Origin of the sequence: Paracoccus benzoatiresistens, assembly GCF_026913015.1 — a bacterium.
Lineage (GTDB): Bacteria > Pseudomonadota > Alphaproteobacteria > Rhodobacterales > Rhodobacteraceae > Paracoccus > Paracoccus benzoatiresistens.
Map to the genome: position 1 here is coordinate 1 of NZ_JAPTYD010000045.1, position 12,549 is coordinate 12,549.

General features: G+C 63.6%; 9 protein-coding genes. 6 read left to right on the forward strand and 3 right to left on the reverse strand.

What is annotated here, in order from left to right:
• Positions 1–48 precede the first annotated feature (48 nt).
• Both OU682_RS24305 and mgtA read right to left on the reverse strand, forming a co-directional pair.
• Entirely contained in the window at positions 49–249 is a 201-nt protein-coding gene (locus tag OU682_RS24305; RefSeq protein ID WP_371832274.1) for a hypothetical protein, read from the reverse strand.
• 413 nt (positions 250–662) lie between these two features.
• A complete protein-coding gene (mgtA, locus tag OU682_RS18780; RefSeq protein WP_268943742.1) occupies positions 663–3,275 on the reverse strand; it encodes a magnesium-translocating P-type ATPase in 2,613 nt (870 codons plus the stop codon).
• Between the two features lie 429 nt (positions 3,276–3,704).
• On the opposite strand from mgtA, the gene ftsH reads away from it, so the two are divergent.
• Together ftsH and OU682_RS18790 are read left to right on the forward strand one after the other, a co-directional pair.
• Positions 3,705–5,549: an ATP-dependent zinc metalloprotease FtsH gene (gene ftsH, locus OU682_RS18785; RefSeq protein WP_268943743.1), complete on the forward strand. Its 1,845-nt coding sequence runs from the start codon at positions 3,705–3,707 to the stop codon at positions 5,547–5,549.
• A gap of 125 nt (positions 5,550–5,674) precedes the next feature.
• The gene (locus OU682_RS18790) at positions 5,675–5,959 is read left to right on the forward strand and encodes an HU family DNA-binding protein (RefSeq protein WP_268943744.1); all 285 of its coding nucleotides are present in this window, start codon (positions 5,675–5,677) and stop codon (positions 5,957–5,959) included.
• Between the two features lie 600 nt (positions 5,960–6,559).
• Here OU682_RS18790 and OU682_RS18795 read toward each other — a convergent pair.
• Positions 6,560–7,267, reverse strand: coding sequence for a FadR/GntR family transcriptional regulator (locus OU682_RS18795; RefSeq protein ID WP_268943745.1), 708 nt, complete (start codon positions 7,265–7,267; stop codon positions 6,560–6,562).
• A 283-nt stretch (positions 7,268–7,550) separates the two neighbouring features.
• On the opposite strand from OU682_RS18795, the gene OU682_RS18800 reads away from it, so the two are divergent.
• From OU682_RS18800 to OU682_RS18815, 4 genes are read left to right on the forward strand one after another with little or no spacing between them, the layout of a single operon-like run.
• Positions 7,551–8,294 (forward strand): SDR family NAD(P)-dependent oxidoreductase, encoded by a 744-nt coding sequence (locus tag OU682_RS18800; protein WP_268943746.1) that lies wholly within the window; start codon positions 7,551–7,553, stop codon positions 8,292–8,294.
• Positions 8,295–8,330: 36 nt separating this feature from the next.
• A complete protein-coding gene (locus OU682_RS18805; protein ID WP_268943747.1) occupies positions 8,331–9,086 on the forward strand; it encodes an SDR family NAD(P)-dependent oxidoreductase in 756 nt (251 codons plus the stop codon).
• 29 nt (positions 9,087–9,115) lie between these two features.
• Entirely contained in the window at positions 9,116–11,299 is a 2,184-nt protein-coding gene (locus OU682_RS18810) for an alpha-ketoacid dehydrogenase subunit alpha/beta (RefSeq protein ID WP_268943748.1), read from the forward strand.
• Between the two features lie 12 nt (positions 11,300–11,311).
• Entirely contained in the window at positions 11,312–12,547 is a 1,236-nt protein-coding gene (locus OU682_RS18815) for a pyruvate dehydrogenase complex dihydrolipoamide acetyltransferase (RefSeq protein WP_268943749.1), read from the forward strand.
• Positions 12,548–12,549 lie beyond the last annotated feature (2 nt).

Sequence of the window (12,549 nt, forward strand, 5' to 3'; positions counted from 1 at the left end):
CGCCTTGCCGTGGAGTGAATCAGAGGTCGGCCGCAAAGCAAACCACCTTCAGAGTCGATGGTTCATACCGCTGGTATAAGAGATCACCGGCACCTCGATCCTGCGCGTCCCCTTGCACCCGGTCGGAAGCTCACGCGCGATAACCTGCAGACCTTCCGCCGTATTCCGGTCGACGAGGACCTCGTCGCACGAGACGCAGCGCAACGCCGGTATCTCCTCGACCACGTAAGGGCGTCCGTCGCGCCAGATCGCCGTCGTGGTTTAACAGGTATCGAGGGGGCCATGTGCGCAGCGGGGGCAGACCATGTCAGGTGCTTCGTTGAGGTTCGACACGGTTCTGGAGGGCATTCGTAAGTTCCACCAAAGGGTCCAGAAGCAAGAGGATGGAGGCTCACCAGGTAAGTTGTCAGCCCCGTGTCACAACAGCGACGCCATGCCCGTCTGGACGATCTCTGACCGCCCCCCAACATCCTGCGCAACGCGCAAAGAACGCCCCGGCAGCGGAGATTCCGGGAACAAGACTGCCGGGGCCATGATGCGCCTCCTTGAGATCCGAAGGCGCCGGGACAGGGACGAAAAGGCTGGTATCAGGCGGCGGTCTTCACCTCCACCTTGCGCTCCTTCTGCTTTGCTTCTGGAGTTTTCGGCAACGTCATCTACCGTCACCGGACAGCCCCCATCGCCGCGGACGACGGGTTGAGGGGAAACCGCCTGAAATACCACGTCTTGGCCACTTCCGTGGCGACGATGTAGCCGCCGACGATAAGCGCCACGGCGGCCAGTTCCATGACCGAAAGCGGCACGAAGCCGAACAGCGTGCTCGCCTGTCCCAGAAACGGAATGGCGAAGGTAGCGGCTGCGGCCGCCAGCGTAGACCATAGCAGAAGACGGCTGGGTCTGCTCTGGAGCGCGGACCGGCGTGTCCGCAGGACCAGCACGACCGTGAGTTCGGTCAGGAGGGAAATCATGAACCAGGACGTCTGAAAGAGCGCCTCGCCAGCGTGAAAGATGTAGAGGAGCACTCCGAAGGTCAGCAGATCGAAGACCGAACTGACAAGGCCAAAAACGATCATGAAGCGCCGGATGTCCTTCACGTTCCAGCGCTGCGGCGCGGCCACGCGCTCGGGATCGACCTTGTCACTCGAGATGGCGATCGATGGCAGGTCCGAGAGGAAGTTGTTCAGCAGGATCTGCTTCGCCGCCAGCGGCAGGAACGGCAGCAGCGGCGTTGCCAGCGCCATGCTGATCATGTTGCCGAAATTGGCGCTGGTGGTGATCGAGATGTACTTCAGCGTATTGGCGAAGGTTCGGCGGCCGCCTTCCACGCCCTCCCGCAGCACTCCGAGATCGCGGCTCGTCAGGATGATGTCTGCGCTGTCGCGCGCCACGTCCACAGCCTCCGCCACCGAAACGCCCACATCAGCGGCGTGAAGGGCGGGCGCGTCGTTGATCCCGTCGCCCAGATAGCCGACCGAATGGCCGGTCCGCTGCAGCGCGCGCACGATACGCTCCTTCTGCTGCGGGTCGATCTCGACGAACAGGTCGGTTCGCGGCGCGGTGTGCCAGAGCGCCTCGTCGCGCATGCCGGCGATCTCCTCGCCGGTCAGCAGCGCCCTCGGGTCAAGGCCGACGGTCCGGGCGACGTGCGCCGTGACGAACCGATTGTCGCCACTGATGACCTTGATGCCGACCCCGAGCCGCGCGAGATCGCCAATAGCCTGTGCGGCGTCAGCCTTGGGTGGATCCTGAAAGACGAGGAAGCCTTGGAAGGTCATGTCAGCTTCGTCGTCGCGGTCGTAGTCGGACTTAGCCAAGAAGCTCCGCGTGGCAACGGCCAGAACGCGAAAGCCCTCAGAACTGCGCTCCTCGAATGTCGCCTCAAGCCGTGCGCGCACCCTGTCCTCGAGCGGCAGGTCCCCGTCCCCTTCCCGCACGAACTTGCAGGCCGCCAGCACCTCGGCGAAGGCTCCCTTGGTGATCATCTCGTGTTGGCCGGCACCGTTCCTGGCGACAACAATAGTGAGTCGGCGGCGCACGAAGTCGTAGGGGATCTCGTCGAGCTTGGCGTAACCATCGGTCGATAGCCCGGCCTCCGTGCCCGCCACCACCAGCGCGGCGTCGAGCGGGTTCGCGATGCCAGTTTCGAAAGCCGCGTTGAGGCAGGCGAGCCGCAGCACCTCTTTGGACCGGGCTCCGCAGGCATCGAGGGCGTCGTGCAGGACGATCGTCCCCGTGGTCAGCGTTCCCGTCTTGTCAATGCACAGGATCGTCATGCTGCCGAGGTTCTCGATGGCGTCGAGGCGGCGCACGATGACCCCCCTCCTGGCCATCGCCCGCGCCCCGGCGGACAGGGTCACGCTGATGATCGCCGGCAGCAGCTCAGGCGACAGGCCGACCGCCAACGCCGCGGCGAACAGAAGGGAGTCCACCACCGGCCGGTCCAGTGCGACGTTCACCGTCAGGACGAACAGGACGATGATGATCATGACCCTGATCAGCAGGTAGCCGAACTGCCGCACGCCGCGCGCAAAGTCGGTCTCTTCCGGACGCGCCCGAAGCCGTTCCGCGATGGCGCCGAATTCGGTTCGGCGGCCCGTCTGGACCACGAGCACCTTGGCTGTTCCGCTGCGTACCGAGGCGCCGAGAAAGACTGTATTCGTCCGTTCCGAGAGGGCTGCCTTGGCGGCGACAACTCCGGGCCGCTTCTTTACCGGGAAGGACTCGCCGGTCATGCTTGCCTCGGTGACGAGGAAATCCTGGGCCTCCAGCACCAGGCCGTCTGCTGGGATCAGGTTGCCCGCCGACAGGAGGATGACATCGCCCGGCACGATCTCCTTCACAGGCACCGTCCGTTCGGTCCCGTTGCGCAGGACCCGGGCGGTCAAGGCGAGGCGTTGCTTCAAATCCGCCACCGCCGAGGAAGCACGGTACTCCTGGAAGAAGCTCAGGAGCGAGCTTCCCAATATGATCGCCAGGATAATGCCCGCGTCGACCCATTGTTGAAGCATGAGCGAGATCGAAGCCGCGAAGGCGAGGACAAGGGCAAGCGGACTTTCGAATTGACGCAGGAGGAGCCGAAGCGCGCTCAGACGTGGGGCGTCTTGGACGCTGTTCGGGCCTACAGTCGCCAGCTGCGCGGCAGCCCGCTCCGCGGTGAGGCCGCCGGAGCTGCTGCCGAGGCTGGCCATGACATCCGTCGTGCTGTGGCTCCAGTAGCCTGTGACATGTTCAGGAGCGGTCGGCGGTCTTGCTAGGCCTTCCGGGCTGCGATCCATCGGCTCATCCGTCCCGGCTCATCGTTCAAAAACGTATTGACCGGGCGCCGCGCCCAGCCCCGGAGGGTGATCATCCGACGCCCGGCTCAGCCTCCGACACCGAAAGGTCGGGGGCCAGCGGTTCATGCGCGGCTTTGCCTTCACTTCTGATGCTCCGGAACCACTCACGGAGACAGCACCCTCTGGGGGCGGCGGCAGGCGGCTTTCCACGGCCGCTTGGAAGGGGGACCCATATCTCTCATCGGATCTCATTCGACTTTTGATTTGCCGACAGTTCCACCCAAGAAGGATTATTCTCAATGTCGGCAGATCGGCATTGATTCAGGTCAACTGCATTCGGGATCAGTCGTCGATGCCGACTTTGGTGATCCGGATCAAAGACAATCATCAATTGGGCAGGTGACGCTTGCAAGAAAGGAGGAGCCACCTATGCCGACAGCACGCAAGCATGAGATCAACATCTGGTACATCATCGCGGCATTGTTTCTGCTGATGCTGTTCCAGTCCTGGTGGAACGTCTGGAGCCAAATCGAAACGATCTCCTACAGTGAGTTCGAAGCGCAGCTCGCCGCCGGCAACATCACCGAAGCGACCGTCACCGAAACGCGGATCCTGGGCACGTTCAAGACGCCCCTCGAGGACGGTGGCACGAGGTTCTTAACCGCCCGCGTCGATCCCGCTACCGCGGAGATGCTCGCCGCCAAGGGTGTTACGTTCTCGGGCGGTACGGATAGCACGATATTTGCCACGCTGCTTTCGTGGATCCTGCCTGTCGCGCTGATGTTCGGGTTCTGGTGGTTCGTGTTCCGCCGCATCGCCGAACGGCAGGGCATTGGTGGTCTCACCACCATCGGCAAATCAAGAGCCAAGGTCTATGTCGAGACTGACACCAAGGTGACTTTCGCGGACGTGGCCGGCGTTGACGAGGCCAAGGCCGAGCTCCAGGAAATGGTTGCCTTCCTGAAGGAGCCCAAGAGCTTCGGCCGGCTCGGGGCAAGGGCGCCGAAGGGCGTGCTTCTGGTAGGGCCGCCCGGTACCGGCAAGACATTGCTGGCCCGGGCGGTCGCAGGCGAGGCCAACGTGCCGTTCTTCTCGATCTCCGGTTCGGAGTTCGTCGAGATGTTCGTGGGCGTGGGCGCTGCGCGGGTTCGCGACCTTTTCGAGGAGGCGCGCAAGGCCGCACCCTGCATCATCTTCATCGACGAGCTCGACGCGCTTGGCCGCAGCCGCACCGGTGTTGGAGGGTTCGGGGGCTTGGACGAGAAGGAGCAAACCCTGAACCAGTTGCTGGCCGAGCTCGACGGCTTCGATCCGCGCTCGGGCATCATCCTGCTCGCTGCCACCAACCGCCCCGAGGTGCTCGACCCCGCCCTCCTCAGGGCCGGACGGTTCGACCGACAGGTCCTAGTGGACCGGCCGGACCGCAAGGGGCGCGTCGAGATTCTGAACGTCCATGTCGCAAAAGTGCAGCTCGCCGCCGACCTCGATCTGGATGCGGTTGCCGGTCTGACGCCCGGTTTCACCGGTGCCGATCTGGCCAACCTCGTGAACGAGGCGGCGCTGGTCGCGACGCGGCGCCAGGCCGACAGTGTCACGCTGTCCGACTTCACCGAGGCAGTCGAACGGATCGTCGCGGGTCTTGCCCGCCGCACGCGCGTGCTGAACGTGGCGGAACGCGCCCGGGTCGCGCATCACGAGATGGGCCATGCGCTGGTCGCATCGGCCCTGCCGGGGGTCGATCCCGTGGTGAAGGTCTCGATCATCCCGCGCGGCGTCGGCGCGCTCGGCTACACCATCCAGCGCCCGACAGAGGACCGCTTTCTGATCGGCGTGGAGGAACTGCGCAACCGCATCGCTGTTCTTCTGGGCGGGCGGGCGGCAGAGCAGTTGATTTTCGACGAAATCTCGACCGGCGCCGCTGACGATCTTCAGCGCGCGACGGAAATCGCCCTCGAGATGGTGGCGCGCTACGGCATGGATCCCACGCTCGGCAACCGCACCTATGCGGTCGAGCGAAGCCGTTTCCTCGGCGAGATCGGGCTCGAGCGTCGCGAGGTCGCCGACGAAACTGGACGAGAGATCGATCTTGCGGTCCGTATGCTGGTCGACAACGCCTTCGAACGCGCCACCGCCATCCTGACTGAAAACCGATCGGCCCTCGAGCAGGGAGCCCGCCTTCTGATGGAGCGCGAGACGCTGTCGGCAGAGGAATTGCCGGGCCTCGTCGCGCTACGCCCGAAGGGGCCGAAGAACTTCCCCGGAGAGGCCGCTTGAACTCCGAGCGGAGCGCATCGGGGCGACTGAGACCGCTCATTGTAGTGCTGAATCGCATTACGGTGGCAAAACCCGCCGACACTGGCTACCCCTGCCCCAGATATTCACATGACAAGGAAAGAACGATGAAGCCGATGACCAAGACTGAGTTGCTTGCTACCCTGGCAGAAAAGTCTGGCATTGAGAAAAAGAATGTCTCTTCTGTCCTCAATGCGCTCTCCGAGGTTGCAACCTCAATCGTGTCCGAGGGCGGCGCCCTCACCCTTCCTGGCTTGGGCAAGCTTGCCTGCCGCGATCGTCCTGAGCGACAGGTCCGCAATCCGTCAACGGGCGAAGCCATGACAAAGCCTGCCGATCGCGTGGTAAAGTTTACGGTAGCCAAGGCTCTTAAGGACAGCGTCAACTCTTAACCGCTGCTGACCGCGGACATGGCTTGCACCCGCACGCAAGGGTGCAAGCCATATCAGGCGTAGAAGACAACGAGGCCACCCTCCTCCGCAGCATAGCATCTTCAAAGGACCCTTGCCGGAAATATGAGCTGCAAGGACCCGCCATGAAAGATGCGCGCTTGCTCTTCATGTGAACTGAGGATGCCAACTTCCCATATCACGCCTTATTAGCAGACAAGGTACAGCTGCTTCGCGCCGTACGGGTGTTATGGAATACCCGAATTATGACTTGCATCCTTCCGATTGTCATGCGGCCGATATTCCCTACCGAAGTACAGCCCTGCAATGCAGGTCGGTGTAGTTCTTTTGCCCGCTACACCCGTTGATTCAGTACGTTGAACCCGACCGGTCGTTTACCCTGCCGCTTACCAACCACGCGGCAGTTGGCAGCTGCCCTGTCTACGCCAAGTCGCATGATCTCAACATAGCTGGAACCTTCCAAGCCAAAGCCACAATGTTTGTTCCAGGTCATTCGACGGCGGACAGAGCATGAGGCATTGTTATGGAAAGCACCTTAAAAGCACCTTGACGAATGTCACCCCGAGGCTTGGCTGGCCCTGATCACGCCCCGCTATCACGAACCTTATACAACCGCTTCACTGCGTTTTGCAGATGCACCCCCGCAGCGCGGGCCGCGCCTTCGGCGTCGCTTGCGGCAATCGCGTTATAGATGGCGCGATGCTCGCACTGCACCGCGTCCTGCATCTCAGACATATGGTAGCGCGTATTACTGCGCGTGACCCGGATGACGCGGCGCACCCCATAGTCAAGGTGGCTGCACAGCGACACGAAATAGGGGTTGTGTGTCGCCGCGACGATCGCCTGGTGAAAGGCGAAATCCTCGTCATCGCCCAGCCGGTCGCTGGCAATGGCATATTCCATACCCAGAAGCTCGCGCCGGATATGTTTGAGATCGGCCTCGGTCCGATGGACCGCGGCGCTGCGGGCGGCGGCGACCTCGACCGCCATCAGAAGCTCCATCACCTGCGCAAGCGACTCGTCCTGCTCGAGGTCAACGGGATGCAGACGGAAGGCCCTGTCCTCGGCCTTGGCGGTCACATAGACACCTGATCCGGCTCGCGCCTCGACCAGACCGGCCGATTTCAGATGCGACAGCGCCTCACGCACGACCGGGCGCGAGACGGCATATTCCGCGCTGAGGTCGCGTTCGCTGGGCAGCCGCGCGCCCGGCGCGAACTCGCCCGCCCGCACCCGCGCGGCAAGGCGTGCCGCTAGATCATCGGGCAGGTCGCGGGCCTGCCGTCCCATTGCAGCCTTGTCCAGCGCGATTCCCCTTCATGTGCCGGTACGCGTACGCGCATGGATTGGTCAGACCATTTTTATCCCAGTTGATTGCCATGGATTCAAGCATTGTTGTCTTCTAACACCCACCTATGTGGCCCTAAGGTCGTTATAACAAATAACATCATTGACTGGCCTGACCAGTTTGTGGAATTGTCGGCTGCATCAAAAGCGAATGCCGATGGAGGGGAAGCATGTCTGCTCAAGCCCCGGCAGCGCTTCCGAACCGTTCGACGCAAGGCAAGCCATCGTGCAGGTAACATTCGATTTCGCAGGCAAGACCCTGCTGCTGACCGGCGCAAATGGCGGCATCGGCCGCGAGATTGCGGCGCTGTTCGCCGATGCAGGTGCCAATCTGGTGCTGGCCGACCGCGACCTGTCCGAGTTGGCGAGTTTTGCAGCAAGTCTTGGGGGGGCGGGCGGCAAGCATGTTCAGGCGCTGAATGCGGCCGATCCGGCCTCGGCGCAGGCGTTGGTCGATGCAGCGACTGCGACATTCGGGGCAGTGGACTATGTTGTGCCCTCGGCCGGGATCTATCTGGCCGAACCCTTTGCACAGATGACCGATGACCAATGGCGGCGGACGCTGTCGATCAACCTTGACGGAGTGTTTTACCTTCTCAGCCGGGTGCAAGGCGCGCTGAGCGAGTGTTCGGCCGTCGTCAATCTAACCTCGCTTGCCGGGCATCGCGGGGCGTTCACGAATGCGCATTACTCGGCCTCGAAAGGAGCGCTGACCTCGTTGACGCGCAGCCTTGCGCGCGAACTTGGGCCGCGCACGCGGGTCAATGCCGTCGCCCCCGGTATCATTGAGACGCCAATGACGCGCGATCTGCTGCAGACCCGGGCCGACAGCTCGATCGCCCAGACCCCGCTGGCACGGCTGGGCCACCCGGCCGAGGTCGCGCGGGTCGTGGCCTTCCTCTGCTCGGACGCGGCCTCGTTCATCACCGGCGAGACGGTCCATGTGAATGGCGGCATCTACATGCTCTAGGCCGCGCAGCCGGGCCTGAACCAAAAGGATAAACCGATGTCGGGATTGCTGAAAGACAGGCTCGTGCTGGTGACCGGTGCGGGACGCGGCCTTGGGGCAGCGATCGCGCGCGGAATGGCGCATGCGGGCGCGGCAGTCATCCTGGCCGACCTGAACCCCGAAGGCATCACCGCCGAGGTCAAAGCCCTGTGCGCCGAGGGCCATGACGCCAGGGCAGAGGTGCTGGATGTCACGGACCGTGCTGCCATTGCCGCCTTGGCTGCGCGCATCGTGAAAGGCGATGGCGGGCTTGACGTGCTGGTGAACAACGCCGGCGTCGCCGGGCGTGCCAGCTTTGACGACCCTGCCGTGACCGAAGTCTGGGATCGGGTGATCGGCGTCAACCTTGAAGGCACGTTCAACACCTCGCAGGCATTCGTGCCCGCCCTGATCGCGAAAAAGGGCAATGTGGTGCACTTGTCCTCGGTCGCAGGCTTTGTCGCAGGCGGCTCTACCGCCGAATATGTCGTCTCGAAAGGCGCGGTGCGGTCTCTGACGCAGGTGATGGCGCGCGATCTGGCGCCGCATGGCGTGCGCGTCAACGCCGTCGCCCCTGGCATCGTGATGAGCGAGATGGCCGTGGCGCAGCTCAACCGCCCCGGCGGCGCGGATTGGTTCATGAACCGCGTGATGATGAAACGCATCGGCGAGACGCGCGAGATCGTTGATCCGGTCATCTTCCTTGCCTCGAACATGGCCAGTTTTATCACAGGCACCGTGCTGCCTGTCGATGGCGGCTTCCTCGCCGCCTGATCTTCCTTTTCAAACCCGGACCCCTTGACATGCCCATCCTGACCGACCTGATCCCGGCCGCCCCTTGGCGAGAGATCACCGCCACACCCGAGGATCGCGCCGCGCTGGATCCCAGAACCGGCCTGACCATGCTGGCCCAAATGCACCTGATCCGCGCATTCGAGGAAAAGGTGCTGGAGCTTGCGGGACAAGGGCTGGTACATGGCCCCGCGCATTCCGCTATCGGTCAGGAAGGCGGCGCGGTGGGATCGGCGCTGGCGATGCGCCCGACCGATCAGGTCAACGGCTCGCACCGTGCGCATCACCAGTTTCTGGCGAAGGCGTTGGCTTATGTCAGCGCCGAGATCGACCCGACACAACCTTTCGGCAATGACCCGCGCGAACTGGCTAGCCGGACTCTGGCCGAGATTCTGGGTTTGGCAGACGGTTTCTGCAAGGGACGCGGCGGCTCGATGCATCTGCGTTGGGCAGACAGCGGCAACCTTGGCACTAATGCCATCGTGGGCGGCGGCGTGCCGATGGCCGCGGGGGCCGCCTGGGCGCACAAGCGGGCGGGCACGGGCGACGTGGTTTATACCTACTTCGGCGATGGCGCGGTCAACATTGGCTCGGTGCTGGAAACGATGAACCTAGCCGCCGCATGGAAGCTGCCCATCTGCTTCTTCATCGAAAACAACCGCTACGCGGTTTCCACCAATGTCGAGGAGGTGACAGCCGAGACGCGCCTGTCCGCGCGCGGCCTGGCCTTTGGGATCCCTTCGTTCAAGGTTGACGGAATGGATGCCCTGTCGGTCTATCTGGCCGCGCAGCAGGCAAACGAGATCATGCGCGCAGGCAACGGCCCGACAATCATCGAGGCCGATCTTTACCGCTTCTTTCACCAGAACGGGCCACTGCCCGGCTCGGCCTTCGGCTATCGCAGCAAGGAGGAAGAGGCCGAGTGGCGCGGACGTGACCCGCTGGACACCATGGCAAACGACCTGCAGCAGCGTCAGATCATCGGCGAGGATGCGGTGACGCGGCTGCGCGCCAACTGCCTGCAGATGATGGAAGAGATCGCCGCGACCATGATCGAGACGGTCGAGGGCAAGAAGCGCATCGTTCCCGCCCTTTGGCCCGAGGAAAGCTTCCGCGACCATGGCCTGCGCGGGGATCTGTCCGAGATGGCGGGCGCACGTTACGCGGAACAGGCAAGCTTCACCGGCACGATGACTGAGAACGCGAAGTTCATCGACGTGGTGGCCGATGTCATGGAACGCCGCATGGCCGAGGACGACCGCATCGTCGTCATGGGCGAGGATGTCCACCGCCTGAAAGGCGGCACCAACGGCGCGACGCGCGGCCTGTCTGCGCGCTTTCCCAACCGCTGCCTTGGCACACCCATCTCTGAAAACGCCTTTACCGGCTTGGCCGCCGGAATGGCTGCTGATGGCCGGGTGCGCCCTGTGATCGAATTTATGTATCCTGATTTCATGTGGGTCGCGGCCGACCAGGTCTTCAACCAGATCGGCAAGTTCCGCCACATGTTCGGCGGCGAAAGCGCGATGCCGCTGGTGCTGCGCACCAAGGTCGCGATTGGAACAGGCTATGGCTCGCAGCATTCGATGGACCCGGCGGGGATCTTTGCGACCGCCCCCGGCTGGCGGATCGTCGCGCCCGCGACGCCCTTCGATTATGTCGGGCTGATGAACTCGGCGCTGCGCTGCGACGACCCGGTGCTGGTGATCGAACATGTCGATCTTTACAATTCCAAGGGCACGGCGCCCGCGGATGACCTGGATTATTGCATTCCCCTGGGCAAGGCGCGGATGGTGCGCGAGGGCGGCAAGCTGACGATCTTGACCTATCTGGCCATGGTCGAGAAGACCCGCGAGGTGGTCGACGAACTGGGCGTCGATGCCGAGATCATCGACCTGCGGTCCCTGGATCGCGCGGGCCTGGACTGGGAGATGATCGAAGCCTCGGTACGCAAGACGAACAATGTGCTGATCGTCGAACAGGGCGCCATCGGGACATCCTATGGCGGCTTTCTTGCGGATGAATTGCAGCGCCGCGTCTTCGACTATCTGGATCAGCCCATCGCCCGCGTGCATGGCGGAGAGGCCTCGCCCTCGATCTCGAAGGTGCTGGAAGGCGCGGCCTGCGCCCGTCCGCAGGATATCGAGGCTGGCATCCGCGCCGTCATGGCCGGACAGGGCCTGCCACTGGCATAAGGGAACACGGACATGGCAATCGACATCACCCTGCCCTCGCTTTCGGCAGGAATGGAAGACGCGGTCATCGCGAAATGGCTGATCGCCGCGGGCGATCCGATCAGCAAGGGCCAAGCCATAGCCGAGGTGGAAACCGACAAGGCCACGATGGAGCTTGAGGCCGAGGCCGACGGAATCCTTGGCCGCATCGACATCGCGGACGGACAGCGCGCCGATGTGGGCCAGGTCATCGCGGTCGTGCTGGCCGATGGTGAAACCCTGCCACCCGTGGGCGCCTCCGCCCCTGCTCCCGCGGCGACCCCGAGGACACTGACGGAAGGCCCGGTGAGCACTGCAACGGCAGCCGCCCCTTCGACAACCGGGCGCAAGCATGCCGCATCGCCCCTGGCGCGGAGGTTGGCGGACGAGGCAGGACTGGATCTTCAGGGCATTACCGGCAGCGGCCCGCGCGGCCGCATCGTCAAGCTGGATGTGCAGCGCCTGCTAGCCGCGACCCCTGCCCCGGTTGCGGCACCCGCCCCCGCAGTCCAACCACAGCCGCAAGCCGTCCCGCCCGGCATCGGCCCGCATGAGGCGCAGCCCCTGTCGAACATGCGCCGCACCATCGCTCGGCGCCTGGTCGAGGCGAAAACCTCGATCCCGCATTTCTACCTGTCGGTGGATTGCGAACTGGACGCGCTGCTGGCGCTGCGCGCCGAAGTGAACAAGGGTCGCGACAAGGCCGAACGCATCTCGATCAACGATTTTGTCATCAAGGCCGCCGCCCGCGCGCTGCGCAAGGTGCCTGCCGCCAACGTAGTGTGGAACGGGGACGAGATCCTGCAACTGGCCGATATCGACATTTCGGTCGCGGTGGCGACGGATGGCGGGCTGATCACGCCGATCCTGCGCGGCGCCGACCGGATGAGCCTTGGCACGCTTTCCGCTGAGATGAAGGCTCTTGCCGCCCGCGCGCATCAGGGCAAGTTGCGCCCCGAGGAATATCAGGGTGGCGGCTTTTCGGTCTCGAACCTGGGTATGTACGGGGTCCAGACCTTTTCGGCGATCATCAACCCGCCGCAAAGCTGCATCCTTGCCGTGGGCACGTCCCTGCGCCGTCCGGTCGGGCGCGGCGACCAGATCGTGCTGGCCGATGTGATGTCGGTAACGCTGTCGGTTGATCACCGGTCGGTGGACGGGGCGCTTGGGGCGCAGGTTCTGGCCGCCTTCAAGGACAGCATCGAAAACCCGATGAGTCTGCTGGTATAGGA